The 18,795-nt window shown below is 60.9% G+C and carries 16 protein-coding genes and 1 tRNA gene; 4 read left to right on the forward strand and 13 right to left on the reverse strand.

Annotated features, from left to right (window positions below):
• Positions 1–16: 16 nt before the first annotated feature.
• The 8 genes from QD172_RS03270 to QD172_RS03305 all read right to left on the reverse strand — a co-directional run bounded on the left by QD172_RS03270 (position 17) and on the right by QD172_RS03305 (position 8,803).
• Complete coding sequence (locus QD172_RS03270) at positions 17–859, reverse strand: L-iditol 2-dehydrogenase (RefSeq protein WP_176502882.1); 843 nt, start codon at positions 857–859, stop codon at positions 17–19.
• 26 nt (positions 860–885) lie between these two features.
• Complete coding sequence (locus QD172_RS03275) at positions 886–1,596, reverse strand: HAD family phosphatase (RefSeq protein ID WP_240499560.1); 711 nt, start codon at positions 1,594–1,596, stop codon at positions 886–888.
• 26 nt (positions 1,597–1,622) lie between these two features.
• Entirely contained in the window at positions 1,623–2,870 is a 1,248-nt protein-coding gene (gene ugpC / locus QD172_RS03280; RefSeq protein WP_279854967.1) for a sn-glycerol-3-phosphate ABC transporter ATP-binding protein UgpC, read from the reverse strand.
• Between the two features lie 89 nt (positions 2,871–2,959).
• Entirely contained in the window at positions 2,960–3,847 is an 888-nt protein-coding gene (locus QD172_RS03285) for a carbohydrate ABC transporter permease (protein WP_205632704.1), read from the reverse strand.
• Between the two features lie 28 nt (positions 3,848–3,875).
• Positions 3,876–4,763 (reverse strand): sugar ABC transporter permease, encoded by an 888-nt coding sequence (locus tag QD172_RS03290; RefSeq protein ID WP_043334545.1) that lies wholly within the window; start codon positions 4,761–4,763, stop codon positions 3,876–3,878.
• Positions 4,764–5,021: 258 nt separating this feature from the next.
• Positions 5,022–6,365, reverse strand: a complete 1,344-nt coding sequence (locus QD172_RS03295; protein WP_279854969.1) for a sugar ABC transporter substrate-binding protein — start codon at positions 6,363–6,365, stop codon at positions 5,022–5,024.
• Between the two features lie 702 nt (positions 6,366–7,067).
• Positions 7,068–8,024: a sugar-binding transcriptional regulator gene (locus QD172_RS03300; RefSeq protein ID WP_077372656.1), complete on the reverse strand. Its 957-nt coding sequence runs from the start codon at positions 8,022–8,024 to the stop codon at positions 7,068–7,070.
• Between the two features lie 185 nt (positions 8,025–8,209).
• A complete protein-coding gene (locus tag QD172_RS03305; RefSeq protein ID WP_077372653.1) occupies positions 8,210–8,803 on the reverse strand; it encodes a Yip1 family protein in 594 nt (197 codons plus the stop codon).
• Positions 8,804–9,092: 289 nt separating this feature from the next.
• On the opposite strand from QD172_RS03305, the gene dctP reads away from it, so the two are divergent.
• Positions 9,093–10,088 carry a TRAP transporter substrate-binding protein DctP gene (dctP, locus tag QD172_RS03310; protein ID WP_167593030.1) on the forward strand — a complete coding sequence of 332 codons (996 nt, stop codon included), beginning with the start codon at positions 9,093–9,095 and terminating at the stop codon, positions 10,086–10,088.
• Positions 10,089–10,251: 163 nt separating this feature from the next.
• Positions 10,252–11,247, forward strand: a complete 996-nt coding sequence (locus QD172_RS03315) for a TRAP transporter substrate-binding protein (protein WP_170877354.1) — start codon at positions 10,252–10,254, stop codon at positions 11,245–11,247.
• A gap of 109 nt (positions 11,248–11,356) precedes the next feature.
• On the opposite strand, the gene QD172_RS03320 is transcribed toward QD172_RS03315, so the two are convergent.
• A complete protein-coding gene (locus QD172_RS03320; protein ID WP_191236754.1) occupies positions 11,357–11,995 on the reverse strand; it encodes a LysE family transporter in 639 nt (212 codons plus the stop codon).
• Positions 11,996–12,324: 329 nt separating this feature from the next.
• On the opposite strand from QD172_RS03320, the gene QD172_RS03325 reads away from it, so the two are divergent.
• The gene (locus QD172_RS03325; RefSeq protein WP_279854977.1) at positions 12,325–12,777 is read left to right on the forward strand and encodes an HIT family protein; all 453 of its coding nucleotides are present in this window, start codon (positions 12,325–12,327) and stop codon (positions 12,775–12,777) included.
• A 579-nt stretch (positions 12,778–13,356) separates the two neighbouring features.
• Here QD172_RS03325 and QD172_RS03330 read toward each other — a convergent pair.
• From QD172_RS03330 to QD172_RS03340, 3 genes are all read right to left on the reverse strand, one after another.
• Positions 13,357–13,992 (reverse strand): hypothetical protein, encoded by a 636-nt coding sequence (locus QD172_RS03330; RefSeq protein WP_279854979.1) that lies wholly within the window; start codon positions 13,990–13,992, stop codon positions 13,357–13,359.
• 373 nt (positions 13,993–14,365) lie between these two features.
• Positions 14,366–14,439, reverse strand: a tRNA-Gly gene (locus QD172_RS03335).
• 160 nt (positions 14,440–14,599) lie between these two features.
• Complete coding sequence (locus tag QD172_RS03340) at positions 14,600–15,640, reverse strand: adenosine deaminase (RefSeq protein ID WP_347882023.1); 1,041 nt, start codon at positions 15,638–15,640, stop codon at positions 14,600–14,602.
• Positions 15,641–15,949: 309 nt separating this feature from the next.
• Between QD172_RS03340 and QD172_RS03345 the strand changes: the two genes are divergently transcribed.
• A complete protein-coding gene (locus QD172_RS03345; protein ID WP_279854980.1) occupies positions 15,950–17,020 on the forward strand; it encodes a tripartite tricarboxylate transporter substrate-binding protein in 1,071 nt (356 codons plus the stop codon).
• A 50-nt stretch (positions 17,021–17,070) separates the two neighbouring features.
• Here the strand turns inward: QD172_RS03345 and QD172_RS03350 are convergent, their stop codons facing one another.
• A complete protein-coding gene (locus tag QD172_RS03350) occupies positions 17,071–18,681 on the reverse strand; it encodes an MFS transporter (RefSeq protein ID WP_279854982.1) in 1,611 nt (536 codons plus the stop codon).
• Positions 18,682–18,795 lie beyond the last annotated feature (114 nt).

The following is an 18,795-nucleotide window of genomic DNA, read 5'->3' on the forward strand; positions in this document are numbered from 1 at the left end:
AAGGTGTCTTTCATCCTTAGCTCATCCAGTTGCCACCGTCGACATTGAGTGTCTGGGCGACGACGAAATCGCTGTCTTCACAGGCCAGGAATACCGCGGCGCCGGCGTGGTCATCCGGCAGCCCCATGCGCCCATAGGGCACGGCCTCCCCGACCAGCCGCTTCTTCTCTCCCAGCGGGCGCTGTTCGTGATGGGCAAACAGCGCATCGACCTGATCCCACATCGGCGTATCCACCACGCCCGGCGCGATGCCATTGACATTGATGCCATGGCGGATGAGATCAAGCCCGCAGGACTGGGTGAGACTGATCACCGCCGCCTTGGAGGCGCAATAGGCGCTGACCAGCGCCTCACCCCGCCGCCCTGCCTGCGAGGCCATGTTGATGATCTTGCCGCCCTGCCCGCGCTCGACCATCGTCCTGGCCACCGCCTGCAGGGTGAAGAACAGCCCTTCGACATTGACCGCCAGCTGGTGGCGCAACATGCCTTCGCTGACCTCAAGCACCGGCGCCATGGCGAAGACGGCCGCATTGTTGACCAGAATGTCGATCGGGCCCAGCTGGGCCTGCACGCACTCCAGCATGCTCTGACGCGAGACGCTGGAGGTCACGTCCAGCGTCACCGCCAGCACCCGCGCCTGCGGCCCGGCCTGTGCACGCAGTCGCTTCGCGGCACGCTCGGCCGCCTCGCCATTGATGTCCGCCAATGCCACATAGGCACCTTCCGCGACATACCGGGTGGCGATGGCCAGACCAATGCCTCCCGCACCGCCGGTGACCACCGCCACCTTGCCCTTGAGCCTTGCACTGCGGGACACCGGCGACGTCACGGAGTCACTGTCAGTGCGTCCAGAAGCCATGTGCATGTGTCACCCCCTGACGGTGCTCATGTGGCGCTCAGGTCGCTGGCCTGGCCAGCATGCAGCTGGCGAATCAGACCGTTGACCTCCTCCATGGTCGCACAGCTCTGCCAGGCACCCGCCTCCTGCTGACGCTGCGCATGCCCCGGCGGAATATGTCCGGCACCGGTAAAGCCGATCACGCGCAGACCGGCCGCGACCGCCGCGCTGACACCGGCCAGGCTGTCCTCGACCACCACGCATTCCTCGACATCACGCCCCAGCTGACGCAGTGCCAACTGATAGACATCCGGCGCAGGTTTTGGCCGTGCGACCTGCTCGGCCGTGAACAGCGGCACCTTTCCCAACCAGCGATCCAGACCCGTCGCGGCCAGCGAGGCACGCACTCGTCGCTCGGCGCTGTTGGAGACGATCGCCACCGCCAGACCCCGGGTCATCAGCTCGCCCAGCAGTTCCGCCATGCCCTGGATGGGCGCAAGCTCACTGGCCAGACGCGACTCGATGGCGTGATCGATGCGCTCCATCGCCTGCGGCGGCAGCGTGTGTGCGCTCATGGCCTCCAGATGCCCCAGAATGGCATCAGTGGTCATGCCCAGCGCCGCACGCAGCTCCGCCTCGGTATCCAGGTCCGGCAGCCATTCCCCCAACTGACGTGACAGCACCTCCTCCGCCAGTATCTCGCTGTCCACCAGCACGCCATCACAATCGAAGATCACCTGCTGCAAGGGTGTACTCATGTCGGCCTCCTCCTCGGGCTTCCCGTTCATGCGCGGGCTGCCTGTGCGGCACCGGCACTGGACAGTGAATTGTCCTGACGCGTCAGGCTGGTCAGCGGGTGACGGTTGAGATTCTGCAATGCCAGGCCCGCGGCGGTGAACAGATGCGCACGCTCGGTCTCGAAGCCGTAGCGGATGCGGTCTCCCACACGGCTGTCGACGTCGCCATCCGCCATCAGGATCCAGCCGCTGTCGGACTGCTCGTCAGACTTGAGGCCGCCGATCGGCGCATCGCCGGAGCCGTCCGGGGTCGCCAGATAGAGCGACGTCACCCCGCCCAGACGCTCGATGACCTGAATCTGACCCGTGAACGGGCCATTCTCGTCGAGCACCAGATGCTCCGGCCGCACGCCCAGCGTCAGAGTATCGCCGACACACACCGAGGCACCGTCTTCCGTCTGACTCACGACCGGAATCAGGTGCTCACTGCCATCCGGCAGACGCACCGTGACCCCTTCGACCGCCACGGAGGTGACGGTGAGGTCGAGGAAGTTCATCTTCGGTGAGCCGATGAAACCGGCCACGAAGCGGTTGCGCGGGTGATGGTAGAGCTCCATCGGCGAGCCGACCTGCTCGACCACACCGCCCTGCAGCACGACGATCTTGTCAGCCATGGTCATGGCCTCGACCTGATCGTGGGTCACGTAGATCATGGTCGCCTTGAGCTCGGCATGCAGGCGCGCCAGTTCGATGCGCATCTGCACGCGCAGCGCGGCGTCCAGGTTGGAGAGCGGCTCATCGAACAGGAAGATGCTCGGGTTGCGCACGATGGCACGCCCGATGGCGACACGCTGACGCTGACCACCGGACAGTGCCTTGGGCTTGCGATCCAGCAGCGGACCCAGTTGCAGCACCTCGGCGGCCGCATTGACCTTCTCGGCACGCTCTTCCCTGGAGACGCCGGCGAGCTTGAGGCTGAAGCCCATGTTCTCGCCCACCGTCATGTGCGGGTAGAGCGCATAGCTCTGGAAGACCATCGCCAGGCCGCGCTCGGCCGGGCCGACATCGTTCATGCGATTGCCGTCGATCAGGATGTCACCGGACGTCGCGTTCTCGAGTCCGGCGATCATGCGCATCAGCGTGGACTTGCCGCAGCCGGACGGGCCGACGAAGACCACGAATTCCTGGTCCTTCACTTCCAGATCGACCCCCTTGATGACCTGGGTCGTCGTGGCGCTGGCGCCGCTGCCGGAGGTGAATTCCTTGACGATGTTCTTGAGCGTGAGTGTGGACATGGGAGGTTTCCTTATCCGCACCTGCCCTCGGGCAGGTGATGGCAAATTTGGGTGGCATGGCATCGAGGCGACATGCGTATGGCGCGCCGTTACTTGACGGCACCGAAGGTCAGGCCGCGAACCATCTGCTTCTGGGTCATCCAGCCGAAGATCAGGATCGGCGCGATGGCGAGCGTGGAAGCCGCGGAGAGCTTGGCCCAGAACAACCCTTCAGGACTGGAGAAGGAGGCGATGTAGGCAGTCAGCGGTGCGGCGTTGGAGGTGGTCAGGTTCAGGCTCCAGAACGCCTCGTTCCAGCTCAGGATCACGCACAGCAGGCCGGTGGAGGCGATGCCCGGCAGGGTCAGCGGCAGCAGCAGGTGGAAGATCTCCTGCAGCGTGCTGGCGCCGTCCATGCGTCCGGCCTCCAGGATGTCCTTGGGAATGTCCTTGAAGAAGGTGTAGAGCATCCAGACCACGATCGGCAGGTTCATCAGCATGTAGATGATGATCAGGCCGGTGCGGCTATCCAGCAGCCCCAGATCGCGGAAGATCAGATAGACCGGCAGCAGTACGCCCACGGACGGCAGCATCTTGGTGGACAGCATCCACAGCAGCGTGCCCTGGGTGCGCTTGGTGGGCAGAAAGGCCATCGAGTAGGCGGACGGAATCGCGATCAGCAGCGCCAGCAGCGTGGCACCCAGCGAGATCACCACGCTGTTGAGGGCATACTTGAAGTAGTCCGCACGCGCCTGGATCTCGATATAGCCCTCGATGCTGGGCGTGAAGAACAGGCTCGGCGGCGTGGCGATCGCCTCGGCCTCGGTCTTGAAGCTGGTGAGGATCATCCAGAAGATCGGGAAGAACATCACCAGCGCGATGGTCCAGGCCACCAGGGTCAGGACAAGCTTCTTGTTGATCACGCTGCGGCGCGCACGACTGGCGCTCACTGCTGCGCTGGCGGCGGCCACGGAATTGGAAGTTGAAGTCGACATCATTGAGTCTCCCTGTGCTGAGCGCTTGTCATCAGTTCTCGAGATTCTTGGCGACGGTACGCACCAGGAAGAAGGCCACGATATTGGCCAGGATGATGGCGATCACGCCACCGGCGGAGGCACCCCCTACATCGAAGTCCAGCAGGGCGCGGATGTAGATCAGGTACGCCAGGTTGGTCGAGGCCAGCCCCGGACCACCGGAGGTGGTGACGAAGATCTCGGCGAAGATGGTCAGCAGGAAGATCATCTCGATCATCACCACCACGCTGATGGCACGCTTCAAGTGCGGCAAGGTGATGTAGAAGAAGATCGCTACCGGCCCTGCCCCGTCCATGCGTGCCGCCTCGACCTGGTCGTCATCCAGTGACTGGATGGCGGTCAGCAGGATCAACACCGCGAACGGCAGCCACTGCCAGGTGACGATGATCACGATGGAGGTCAGCGGCAGGCTGGCGAACCAGTCGATGGCCGGCAGACCGAACAGCCCGGCGACCCAGGCGAGAATGCCGTTGACCGGGTGCATCATCATGTTCTTCCACACCAGCGCACTCACGGTGGGCATGATGAAGAACGGCGCGATCACGAACAGACGCGCGACGCCACGCCCGAAGAATTCCTGCTGCAGCAATACCGCCAGCAGCGTGCCGCCGACCACGGTGGCCACCAGCACCCAGCCCACCAGCAGCAGGGTATTGCCCATGGCCGTCCACAGGGACGGGTCGGTCAGCAGATAGTAATAGTTGTCGACGCCGGCAAAACCGGACACCGACGGCATCATCAGGTTGTAACGCTGGAAGGAGAACCACAGGGTCATGACCAGTGGTACCAGCATCCACATCAACAACAGGCTTACGGCTGGGGCTTGCAGCGACAGGGTTCGCAATCCCCCGACGGTGCGTCCGGATGCTCTCGTGCGCATGGTGAGTCCTTCGATACGGTGAGGAAGTCCGGCAATGCGGTGGGCTTCAGGCCGAGGCTCCCCGTGCCACGCCGCGAGGGCGTTGCAGAAGTCTCGAGAGGAAGAGGTTGCCGCGGGTGCCGGACGGGCTCCCGCCGTGCTTCGAGTCAATTCGTGTTGAGGCTCAAGGCAAGGCGGGAGGCCGTTGAAACATTCAGGTCAGATCAGACCAGATCCTTTGAGATCACAGCCGTTGAGATCACAGCCGTTGAGATCAGATCAATAGCCCGACTGGCGCATGGTGCGCTCGGTGGAACGCTGGGCGGAGGACAGCGCCTGCTCGACCGACATCTGGCCCGCCAGCGCCGCGGCGATCATCTGACCCACCTGGGTACCGATGGACTGGAATTCCGGAATGGTCACCATCTGCACGCCGACATACGGCACCGGCTCAAGCGTCGGATCGGTCGGGTCAGCACTGGTGATGGCGTCCATCACGAAGCCGGCGAAGGGGGCGGCGTCCTTGTAGGACTGATTCTCGTAGGTGGAGACACGGGTGCCCGGCGGAATGCTGGCCCAGCCTTCACGCTCGCCGACCAGATTCACGTATTCCTGGGATGTGGCCCAGGTGATGAAGGTCTGGGCGGCATCCTTGGACTTGGAAGACTCAGGAATGGCCAGTGCCCAGGACCACAGCCAATGCGAGCCCTTCTCCGTCTTGGCGATCGGCGCCGGCGCGAAGCCCAGCTTGTCAGCCACGGAAGATTCCTTCGGGTTGTAGAGCTTGCCGGCTGCGGACGTGGCATCGACCCACATGCCGCACTTGCCGCTGGAGAACAGCGCCAGGTTCTCGTTGAAGCCGTTGGAGGTCGCCCCCGGCGGGCCGTACTTGCCCATCATGTCGACGTAGAAGTTGATGGCCTCGCTCCAGGCCGGCGAGTCCAGCTGCGGCTCCCACTCCTCATTGAACCAGCGGCCACCGAAGCTGTTGACCATCGTGCCCAGCACCGCCATGTTCTCGCCCCAGCCCGGCTTGCCACGCAGGCAGATCCCGTAGACACCTTCATCCGCGGAGTTGAGCTTGGCGGCCCAGTCGTTGACCTGTGTCCAGGTCGGCTGCTCCGGCATCTCGATACCGGCCTTCTCGAAGAGGTCCTTGCGGTAGTAGAGCATGGAGCTCTCGCCATAGAACGGCAGCGCGTAGAGGCCCTGGTTCTCGCCTTCGGTCAGGCTCAGACCATCACGCACCGGCTTGATCAGGTCATCGACCTGATAGTCGTCCGGCAGATTGTCGAGCTTGGTCAGCCAGCCGTGCTTGGCCCAGATAGGCACTTCATAGGTACCGATGGTCATGACATCGAACTGGCCACCCTGGGTCGCGACATCGGTGGTCAGGCGCTGACGCAGCACGTTCTCTTCCAGCACCACCCAGTCGAGAGTGATATCCGGATGCGCCTTCTCGAATTCGCTGGTCAGGCTCTGCATGACCACCATGTCGGCGTTGTTGACGGTCGCCACGGTGATGGTCTCGGCACTCACCTGTGCGCTGAGCGGCGCAATGGCGGCGACGCTGGCGAGCGTGAGCAGATGACTGCGGGGCTTGGTGATGTGAGGTAGGCGCATGAGGGCACTCCATCGGGCGTTATTGGCATTGTTATTTTCGAGGGTAGCGGCACCTGAGGCACCGATACCTTCCCATCTACCGGTCTGGTGCTCGAATGTCCTGGCGAGACATCTCGGCACAAATACGTTCGATCAAAACGTCATTCAGTGAACAAATGATCGGATCAGACCTTTGAAAAAGCAAACTCTGAAGCGCTATACCTTGGGCTATACCACCTTGGGATCTGATCCTTTGGGTGTAGACCGATAGCCGGCATGACCTCTGAGCTTGCGACCCGATCAGCCTATACAGATATTAGCGTTAAACGAAACAACGCAGCCCTTGATCGAGGCGGAAATTCGCCGCCATTGAGTCGAACAATCCTGCCGGAATGTCTGACAAGAGATGACAGGTTTCACAGCAAAATCCGTGGGCCAGACGAAGAAAGGAGAGAAAGAAAGAGAAAAGAAGGTGAGAAAGAAGAGGGAGAAAAAGAACAGAAATGGCGGCGCGATGTTGTGTGCATATCCCAGGCATCGCGCCAGCAAGACAACGCCAGACACTGCCCCCGCCCTGCTCCCGACGACTCGCTCGGCGCCTTGTACGGCGTCTATTCACGAGAGCCTGTCATCGGGAGCCTGTCGTCGAGCGCAAGCCGTCAGCAGAACGCCATCAGAATGCCCCCATCACTCTGAAGCCATTCGAAGGCAGCCGTCTCCTGCTCAGTCCTTGAGTGCCGCGCAGACCCGCTGGGCGGCCACCTCATCGATGATCAGCCCCTGCAGCCAGCCACCGCGCAATGCACTCAGAATGGCCGGCACCTTGTCGTGCCCGCCCGCCAGCCCGATCAGCGGCTGTGCCTTGAGCGAGGTCAGCGGCACGCTGGTGATTCGCTGCGCCAGCGGGCAATCGATCAGCTGCCCATTCATGTCCAGAGGCCAGCCCATCAATTCGCCCACGGCACCGACTTCCATCAACTCATCGCGCTCGGCGGCGCTGATGAACTGATCCTGGAACAAGGTCGCCTGGGCATCGAGTCGCCCGATGCCGATCATGCCCACATCGGCCTCGCAGGCGACGCTGAACACCGCCTTGACCAGACTCTGACTGAGCAGTGACTCCTTCTCCTCGACACTGGCCGCCACCACCGGTGCAGGCAGCAGAAAGCGGTCCGCACCGATCTTGTCCGCCAGCAGCATCACGCCGTCATAGCGGTTCGAGGAGCCATTCAGAGCGACATTGCCGACCAGCGACACGATACGGTGCTGGGGCCGCTCACTGCGGCTCAGGGCTTCCACCGCCGCACGCACTGCGCGTCCGGTACTCAACGAGATGGTCTGTGGCTGCTGTCGGCCGAGATAGAACGACAGGCGCTCGGCACCGGCCACCGCGAGATATTCCGCAATGCTTTCCGGCGACTGGGTGTCCGAGGGCACCACATCGCAGAAGCTCAGACCGAATCGCTCCACCAGCGCATCCGACAGCGCCATGCTGCTGGCCACGGGGTGATCGATGGAGATCTTGACCAGGCGTTCCTGACGCGCCAGCGACAGCAGGCGCTGTATTCCCGGGCGAGAAACCCCAAGCTGGGTGGCAATCTCATCCTGGGTTCGCCCTCCCACATAGGACAACCATGCGGCACGCGCAGCCTGCTCCAGTCTCAGCTCAAACTTGTCCATGCGCTTTCTTCCACACTGTCTATTGAGTCCAACACTTTCCACGCCGCTGCCGCCGAGCACAAGGGCCACGGACCAACACGGTCACGAAACGGCGACGCCCCGCCGGTGAAGGCGAGGCGTCGAAGGTGTGTTTTCTCAAGCAGTTGGCATCACGTCACTGACATCGGGGTCGTTGCCTCACGGGGCTACATGAACCAGCGTGCGCCGTACCCCCACAGCAGCACGGTCACCGCCAGCAGTCCTTCCAGCACCAGCACCCCGATCCCGAGCGTGGAGCCGGTGACCAGAAAGCCTTCCTTGTTGGAGATGTCCAGCAGTGGCGGGATGCCCAGATACAGCAGATAGGCGCTGTAACACAGGCCGATGGTACCGGCGAGAATGCACAGCCAGATGATGGGATACAACGCCACCAGGCCTGCCAGGAACATCGGCGTGGCCACATAGCCTGCGAAGATGATGCAGCGACGACGACTGGGATGACCCGAGAAGCGCTGCGACAGCAGGTGTATGACGGTGCCCATGAAGGCGATCGCCGTCAGGATGGCGATGTAGAAGGCGATACCGGCATAGAAGGCATCGAGGGGTTCCAGCAGGATGGCGTGGCCTTCCGTCAGGCTCCAGCCGACCTGGGTGGTACCGATGTAAGCGCAGATGACAGGCACCAGCGCCATGAGCAGCACATGATGTGCGTAGAGGTGGGTGATGGATTCGTGTTCCTTGCGGATGGTCTGCCATTCCCGTTGCGGATGTGCCATCAAGCCCCATACGTGGGTCAGCATGTGGTCTACCTCCCGTTGACAGTCGTCGACAATCCGGTCATGCGGTCCCGGCGCGGAATTCGTGTCAGGGCAGTTGCACGGCCTTGTTCTGAGCGTAGACCACATTGCGTCAACTGGCAGTTCAACGCCCGTTGCGCCGCCCTGAACCCTGCGTTGGTGCAGGGGAAAGGAGAGCGGCGGCTTGCGTTGACCGAAACACCAACGGCAAGGGAGGCGCGAATGAGAGATACTGGATGTATCAGACACAACGGATGGATGACGACACATGCCAACTGGACAGCGCTCAAGCATGAAGAGAGTGCTCGGAGTGATCCTTGCCCTGGGTCTGGCGCCAATGGGCGCGGACGCCCGGGCTGACTCGGTCGAGCTGACCATGAGCCGGGAGTATGGCCCCCAGACCATGATGGGGCAGCGTGCCCAGGCATTCGTCGAGAAGGTGGCCTCGCTCAGCGAGGGAGAACTGGTGATCCATTTCGGTGAAGGCCCGCTGACTCGCCTGCGGTCAGTGAATCATCTTGAAGCCATCAACGCCGATATCATTCAACTGGCGGACTCCCACAGCGGCGCCCTCGCCACCAGCATGCCGCTGTTCAGCATCAGCTCACTGCCCACGCTGGTCGACAATCCGCGCCAGGCCCGAGAGCTCTATCGCCTGGCTCGCCCGAGTTACGAGGCACTGCTGGCGCGCCATGATCAGATTCTGCTCTACGCCCTGCCCTGGCCTCCCAGCGGACTCTGGTCGCGCAAGCCGATCGCCGAGCGCCAGGACCTCCAGGGGCTGACCGTGCGTGCCTATGACCGCAATACCCAGCGCGTGCTGCTGAACCTCGGCGCCATCGCCAGCGTGCTGAGCTGGGAGCCGATGCAACAGCAACTGGCCGAAGGCCGCATCGAGGCCGTGATGACCTCGGCATTGGGCGGTCTGACAGCCGAGCTCAACCGCACGCTGGATCACTACACCGCCCTGCAATACGCCATGCCGCTCAATATCGTGCACATGAGCCAGGCGAGATTCGAGGCCCTCGACGCCCCCCAGCGCGAGGCGCTGCTCACCGCCGCGGCAGAGATTGAAGATACCAGCTGGGACGCCATCGCCGGCATCCTGGAAGAGACGCACGCCCAGCTTGAACACGCGGGCGTGACTGTCCGCAATCCCCTCACGCCTGATCTCAAGCAGTCACTTTCCCGCGCCAGCATCAGCGTGATCGAAAGCTGGCGCAGCAAGGTAGGCCCGAAGGAAAACGAATTGCTGGATCACTATCTTGACGTGCGCTCCACGCTCTAGCGCCGCCACGCTCTCCAGTCCGCCCAGGTGTCTCGCGACACCCGGGCATGAAGCGCGAGCCATTCGGTCTGGCGGATCAGCCCCGAGCCGAGGGCCGTGGGAGCGCCCTCGAGTGTCCCGATGCCGGACACCCGGAATGACAACAACGATAAAGGCCCCCTCCATGACGCCATCCTCTCCTCTGCGCCGATTCCGTTCGCTCATGGCGCTCACCGCGCTGTTGACGACCCCCCTTGCCCAGGCCCAGACGACGCTCAGCATGAGCAGCGACTACGAGCCCGATACCCTGATGGGCCAACGCGCGGCAGAATTCAGCCAGGAAGTCACCAGGCAGTCCGATGGTGATCTGGCCCTGACGCTGCGCTCGGACATTCGCTCGGCCAGTCACCTGCAGGCCACTTCCGCCGGCGTCATCGACATTGCCGCGACGCTGAGCGGTGCCCTCGCCGAGGAGATTCCCTTCTTCGGCATCTCGTCGTTGCCGGCCATCGCCTACAACCTCAAGGAAGCGAACCGTCTCTATCAGCTCGCCAAGCCCCGCTATCGCGAGCTGCTAGAGGACCACCACCAGATACTGCTGTTCGCGCTGCCATGGCCCCCAAGCGGCCTGTGGAGCACTCGGCCCATCGCCGATGGTGATGACCTCAAGGACATGCCGATTCGCACCTATGACCGCAACACGCAGCGTATCCTGCTCAATCTGGGGGCCGACCCGCGAGTCATGAGCTGGGGGGAACTCAAGCCCCTGCTCGAAGCTGGCAGCATCCACGGCGCCCTCACCTCCGCCATGGGGGGTGTCAGCGCCGAGCTCTACCGGTACATGCCCAATTTCACGACGCTCAACTACGCCATGCCGCTCAATATCGTTCACATGAATCGTGACAGCTTCGATCGTCTCGACAAGCGCCAGCAGACGGCACTGCTCGCTGCCGCGAAGGCAACAGAAGAAAACGCCTGGGCATCTGCTGAAGCCGTGCTCGCCGAGGCCTATACCACCTTGCAAGCCAATGGCGCACGCCTGATCACCCCTGCACCGCCGGCACTTCACCGTGACCTGGAAGCCGCCAGCCAGCATGTCTTCGATAGCTGGAAGCAGAAGGTGTCACGTCAGGACGGCAACCTGCTCGAAGAGTATCTGGAATCACGTCCTGAACGCTGAGCCTAAAGCACTGATGATCAACAGGCTCCAGACACGACAACGGCACCCTCGGGTGCCGTTGTCGTCTTCGTGCGCTTCATGTCTTGTGCAATGGCAGCCAAGGCTCGGCTCACCGATGCGACGCCGCCAGCCCCGCGCCGGCCACGACGAACAGACTGCCCGTGGTGCGATTGAACAGCCGCACGCGCCGGTGGCTATCAAACCAGCGACTGATGCTGGAACCCGCATGGGCGTAGGTGCTCATCGTCAGCAGGTCCACCACCAGCCAGGTCAGCGCCAGCACCACGAACTGGGGCAGCTGCGGCTGGGCCATGTCGATGAAGTTGGGGAACAGCGCGCCGAAGAACAGCAGGTCCTTCGGGTTGCTGATCCCGATACCGAAGCCCTTGCGGCACAGTTGCCAACGCGTGGCTCTGGCGCGGGTCTGGCCCTCATCCCCCACGGCGTCGAACACCACCGGCTGGGATGGCGCCCGCCAGGCCTGAATGCCCAGATAGATGAGATAGAGCGCCCCGACGATCTTCAGCACTAGAAACCCCGTCTCCGACGCCGCCAAGGCCGCGCCGAGGCCCAGCGACGACAAGGCCATCAACACCAGTGACGCCGCCGCTCCGCCCGCCACCGTCGCGAACGAGCGGCGTCGACCGTGGCGCAGGCCATGATCCATGCACAGCAACGCAAACGGTCCGGGAAAGGTGATCAAGGCGGTGATGACGCTGACATATGCCAACCAGACGGTGAGTTCCACTGGGGTTCCTTGTCGTTCAACGAATGACGAACTGCTGAAAGGTGACCTGCCAATATCGCGGCTCTCCGCCGCATCAGCAACACTTTTCGCTTCGATCGGCTCGGCAAGACAGTCACGCGGCACTTCATCGAGCAGGCTGCTGCCGTTACCCTTTCTGCGGGAACTGCCAAGCATTGACAACCAGACTCCATCAAACTTCACTCACACAAGGAGACTCCCAAGCTCTCTTTACAAAGACTCTGTTCACAAGGGCCCTGCTCACAGGGCTCAGATCACTGTGACCCAGAATCAGGACGAATCTGGTGACACTTAACTATCAGGGAAGGATCATGAGTGACTGCGTATTTTGTCAGATCGTTACTGGCCAGAGTCAAAGCCATATCGTGGCCGAAGATGAGCACTTCCTGGCCTTCCTCTCTATCTTCCCCTCTACCCCGGGCAACACGGTCGTCATTCCCAAACGCCATCTGGGCAGCTGCGTGTATGAACAGGATGACGAGGTGATTCTCGGCCTGATGCGTTTCACGCGTGGCGTGGCGCGCAAGCTCGATGCCTACTTCGGAACAGCACGCACCGCCATCATCTTCGAGGGCTACGGCGTCAACCACCTGCACGCCAAACTCATCCCATTACATGGTACACAGCCAGGCGGATGGCAGGCCAGACACTCGAAGATGAAGTACTACATGACCGAATATGATGGCTACATCGTCAGCGCGGATGGCCCTCGAGGGGACGATGCTCAGCTCGCAGTACTGGCGGAGGAGTTACGTATAAGGTAAGGCAGATGAACAGCGAGATGGATTTAGCTTTTTACTAAAGGGTACCGTATCAACACCAATCTGACATGTCACTCGAGCCTCTACCTGCAAGATGGCATGACCTCCTTAGTGAAGACTTCGGGCTCCTCAATGGACATATCCTCAGCAGCTCAAGAGGTTTATGCTGTCAAGTAAAACCGTGAGGAAAGTACATTTTTTGCCTGATTTTTTCTTGCTAAAAATTGTGCAAATCCTTTGACTTGTAATATATTAAAACTGTGACTCGGGATCACGTCATGCAGTCGGGTGCTGCCGCCTTCGATGACTGCGTAAAAATAGAAATAGGCAGCAGGTCTGGGCCCCCTATCCCGACTCTACATGAGATCAGGGGAGTTGAATGAGGGACGCTATGTCAACCCATAAGTCAACACGCTCAGCTGGTCTAATGATGAAAGCTATGGCGTATACTATGATTTTTCCTGTATTGTCTGCATCTTTGCCAGTATGGGTAGCTGTAGTCATTGCAGGTGTAGTGGTCTACGCTTTAGCGCGATTCTAAGACTATTGCTCTCGGCAAGATGTTTGCCGAGAGCACCTCGTTTAAGCGGTTAAGGCTTTGAAGTATCCATTCATTTCAAATGCCCATATTAGCTCTCTGTCTAGGTCTTGCATAAAACCATCTACTACTTGATTCATTGAAACTATATCTTGTACATGTTCATCACGCCATTTGATAACTTCACTTATAAACTCTTCCTCTTCGACCTCAATTTCAACGTCGGCCACCTTGCTATAAAGATATTTAAGCCCTTTGATTTGAGCACACATCAATTCTTCTATCTTATCTAGCACACTGTATTTTAGTTCATTTAACAACTCATCTTTATCTATAGAAGACAATAATTCCAACATCATCGGAACTCTTTGATCCGATATTCTACTTGATGCCCAGCCACCCTCATGCTTCATAACCAAACCAAGCGAGATCTGGTATAGCTTTAACTTTGTTTTCTTTAGTTTTTCAATTTCTTCTTCTGCTTCAATTGTCAATCTTCTTAATTTAACTTCCATTCCAGCAACTGCTATAGTTGACAACCTTGGGTATATGAGGTTTAAAAAACCACATGCAACGCCCAAGGTAGTTAGCGAAACTGCATCACTTCCTGAAAAACCAACACCCCAATACATCAATAAAAAGCTTGCTAATAATGAAACCACAACCAACAAAATTGACATGAACACTCTAAGCTTACTTGCAGTCCTTTCCATAATATCTCTAGCCTCTTTTAACTAAAAGTTATCAAGCCAACAAAAATCACTAAACAATATAAAATTCTATTTAGGCTAATTTCCTATGCAGCTACATTCATACTAGCCTGCTTTAATAGGTCTGGCTAACACACAAGTCGCTTTTGCTAATCAGCTTCCTATTTTTTGATGTTAAAACTCCATATCAGAACAAGCCAAAGCAGATTGGCCTCTACCCTAAAATTCTTCATGTAGGGGAAAAATACCTTTTATCGGCAAGATATCGGAAACAAGAAAAAGAAGATGCTCTAAGCCCCAAACACAAAAAAGCCTCCCATTCGGGAGGCTTTTTTGAAGAAACTGGAGCGGGTGAAGGGAATCGAACCCTCGTCTTAAGCTTGGGAAGCTTCTGCTCTACCATTGAGCTACACCCGCAGGGCGGTGCATTGCGCACGCCAGAACTGCATTGTACTCAACGACTTAGCATGGTCAAGCAACATCTGATGGAGCGCTTGCCGCAGGCGGCGTCATGCTGGCGATGTTGGTGGACAAGCCGTTGATTACATTCAGTATTCAAGCGTCAGTGTTAATTGCGTCACGCCACGCAGCTATCGAGTTGCGCCAGCAGCACATCACGGCGGGTGTCACTCATGCCGAGGCCTTCAGCGCGCTGCGGGAAGGCGGCGTCGATGGCATTGCGACACAGGGTGATCCACTGCGCTTCGCTGAGATCCAGCGCCTGCTGCACGGCGATGAAGTTGTCGAGCATGCCACCGCCGAAATAGGCCGGGTCATCCGAATTGAGGGTGATATTGAGCCCGGCCTCGATCAGCTTGGGCAGCGGGTGGTCGTCCATGCGCTCCACCACCTTGAGCGCGACGTTGGAGAGCGGACATACCGTCAGCGGGATACGCCGCTCGGCGAGTTCCGCGACCAGCGCCGGGTCTTCCAGGCAGCGCACGCCGTGGTCGATACGCTCCACCCCCAGCACCTCAAGCGCGGTGCGAATGTACGCAGCCGGGCCTTCCTCGCCGGCGTGAGCGACACGGTGCCAGCCGCGCTCCCCCGCCAGCTGGAAGACCTCGGTGAACTTCTCCGGCGGGTTGCCGATCTCGGCGCTGTCCAGCCCGACACCCACGAAGCGTGACTCGAAGGGAATCAGCGCCTCGAACAGTTCGCGTGCAGATTGCGCGGAGTGGCAACGCAGGAAGCTCGGCACCAGTGCCGAGGTGATATCGAATTCCTTCACTGCCTCACGACAGGCGCGCTCCAACCCCGCGAACTGGGTGGCCAGGCTCACGCCACGTGACAGATGCGCCTGTGGGTCGAAGAACAGCTCCAGATGCTTGACGCCATCGGCACTCGCGCGACGGAAATAGTCCTGCGCCAGTCGGTAGAAATGCGACTCGTCATTCAGCACGCCCATGCCCTGATAGTAGAGCGCGAGGAAGGCGGGAAGATCCGCGAAGTCATAGGCCGCCTCGACTTCCTCCAGAGTGGCATAGGGCAAGGCGATGCCCTGCTCCGCCGCCAGCTCGAACATCAGCGCAGGGGTCAGCGAGCCCTCGATATGCAGGTGCAGCTCCACCTTGGGCAGGCGGGCGAGAAAGTCATGCATGCGCGGGGTAAGGGTCATGGCCCGTCTCCTCAATGAAAGGCGGCGGCTGGGAGATCGCGAAACGTTCATCACAGCCTGATGGCGCAATTCTAGCAATCCCGGGACCACCTTGAGGAGAGAGGCTTGGGGAAATGCCGATTCCTGCCAGGACGCCTCAGCCCTGCGCCTTTCCGCTTGGTGCGGAAATAGGCTATTTTCGTTCATTCGTACTCTCGCAATGACTCACCATGCCAGAACCCGCGAGTACGCAAGCCAGCCGCAGAAGACACGCCGCCCTGGCTGACATAACCATAACGATCGACGCTGAACACCCAAGGACACCCTGCCATGTACGCCACCTTGCCTGCCCGCCGCACCTTGCTGCGCCGCCTGCATTCTCGCCTTGCTGCGCCTCATCGTGCCGGCGCCCTGCCCGCTGCCCTGCTGCTGAGTCTTGGCCTGATGACACCATTGAGCGCCTCCGCCGAGGAAAGCGCGGCCGATGACGTTGCCCCCAGGGGCAAGACTGAATGTATCGCCCCCGCCAAGCCCGGTGGCGGCTGGGACTTCACCTGTCGCAGCGTGGCACGCCTTCTCGATGAGCAGAATCTGATTCCCGCCGGCATGCAGACACTGAATGTGCCCGGTGCCAGCGGGGGTGTTGCCTTCGCGCACGTGAAGTCAAAACGCCATGACGATGAGCAGGTCATCGTGGCAGCCTCCAGCGCCACCACCACTCGCCTGGGGCAGCACGCCTATCAGGACGGCAAGGTGGACGACGTGCGCTGGCTGGTGACGCTGGGCGCGGATTACGGCGTGATCGCGGTGGCCGCGGATTCCCCCTACCAGACCCTGGGCGACCTGATGAGCGCCATGCAGGCAGACCCCAAATCAATCCGCTTTGCCGGGGGAGATGTCGCGGGCGGCTTTGATCACCTCAAGGTGCTGATGGCCGCGCGCGAGGCGGGAATCGAGAATCTGCGCGCCCTGCCCTATCTGGCCTATGACTCCGGCTCCGTGGCCATCACCCAGGTCATGGGCGGCCACCTGGAGGCCTTCACCGGCGACATGACCGAGGCCCGCGGCTTCGTCGAATCCGGCCATCTGCGCCTGCTGGCCGTGTTCAGCGAAGAGCGCCTGCCCGGCCAGTACGGCGACATTCCCACCGCACGCGAACAGGGCATCGACGTGGTGGCCCCCAACTGGCGGGGCTTCTATCTGCCGGGTGGCGTCTCCGATGCCGCCTTTGCCTGGTGGGAGCGGACCCTCAACCGCATGGCGGATACGCCCGAGTGGCAACAGGTGATGCAGGACAACGGCCTGATGCCCTTCCACAAGTCCGGCAAGGCGCTGGAGACCTTCATCACCCGCCAGGTCAGCGATGTGGAGCAACTGTCGCGTGAGCTGGGCCTGCTGTGACGGCCTGTCGTCGCAGATAAGCGTGAGACGCGCCCCTCACTGAGCGGATCTCAAGGCGTGGAGGGCGGCCACTGGGCCTTGAGCGCGTCGTGAGACGTAGATGTCTGCCACGCCGGCTCGTCTGATCCCCCCGCTGCGGCGGAGTCTGTCCTATCTGACTTCGCTGCGGCGGGGGTTTTTCTGCCGTCTCTCTGATCAATAATGCTCTGCTCAATACCGCTCTGATCAATAGTGCTCTGCTCAATACCGCTCTGATCAATGGCGCTCTGATCAGCAGCGCCCTGAATGTCCACTGGCGTCTCATTGGCCGCAAAGGCCTCATCGAGAGCCTCTTCCAGCGCCTCCTCGAAAGTTTCCTCCAGTTCATGTTCGAAGGCCTCTTCCTGTGCGGCCGCTTCAGCTGCCGCTAGCGCTTCCTGCTCGTCCTCGGCATGTTCATGCGCCCACTCCACCGCCACTTCCACCGCCATCGGTGACGCCGTCGGCAGGATATTCAGATAGCTGTCGGTGTCCTCCAGCGGCACCCTCGCCTTCTGGGTGACCTGATAGAGCGCATATAGCGAGATGGCCACGAAGGTGACGGCCAGCACCAGCCAGAAGGCATGGGGGTCGAGCATCTCCATCGCGCCCCCTGCCGCCAGCGGCCCGAGGATGGCGCCGAGTCCGAAGGAAAAGACCAGCCCGCCCGAGGCGCCCGGCATCTCCTCGGCAGACAGCGAGTCATTGGTGAAGGCCAGCAGCAGGGCATACAGCGGCGTGGTCACCCCACCGGCGAGGAACGCGGCGGCGATCAACGGCCACAGGGCATCTCCCGCCATCCAGCCCAGCGCGCAGGACGCTGCACCGGCGGCGGCCAGAATCCCGATCAGCACTCGGCGATCCATGCGGTCCGACAACCAGCCGATGGGGGTCTGCAGAACCAGCGCGCCGGCGAACAGCGTGGCGATGAACAGCGCGATCTGAGCCCCCGAGAGGCCGATCTGGGTGCCGAATACCGCGCCCATCCCCGACTGGGTGGCGTAGACGCTACCGAGCAGAAAGATGCCGATGGCCCCCAGCGGCGAGGCCCGGAACAGCTGACCGAATGACATGGCCCGCGAGACATCCACCACGGGCGCCACGACCGCCGACAACAGGATGGGGCCGAAGGAGACCGACACGAGAATGGAGGCGCAGATGAACAGCACGGAAGTCGCGGCATCTCCCAGCGTCAGCAGACCCTGGGCCCCGATGATGCCCAGGGTCTGCGCCATCATGTAGGCCGAGAGCACCTTGCCACGGGTCTCGTTGCTGGCCGCCGCGTTCAGCCAGCTTTCCGCCGTCACATAGATGCCGGACATGCAGAAGCCGATCAACATGCGCAGCAGGGTCCAGGCCCAGGGCTCGGTGAGCAGTGGCAAGGCGATCAGTGCCGCCGAGATGAAACTGCCCAGCGCGGCGAACACCCGCACATGTCCGACCCGCTGGATCAGCACCGGGGTATAACGTGCCCCGGAGAGAAACCCCACGAAGTAGCCCGAGGTGACGATCGCCAGCTCCGCCGAGGAGAACCCCTCGATGGCGCCACGCAGGCCGATCAGCGTGAAGTGCATGCCGTTGCCGAGCATGATCAGCACGATCCCCAGCAACAACGCCCACACTCCCCCCAGTACCTTGACCATGACGCCTCCTGTTCCTTGCCCCTCGCTCGTCGTCAGGCGATGGCGGGCTTCGGCTACACGCTAGCCCTCGCCAGCCGGCGCTGCAGTTGCTGCAACGCCGCATGAGGTCTCATT

It is taken from the genome of Cobetia sp. 10Alg 146 (assembly GCF_029846385.1).
GTDB classification, from domain to species: domain Bacteria; phylum Pseudomonadota; class Gammaproteobacteria; order Pseudomonadales; family Halomonadaceae; genus Cobetia; species Cobetia marina.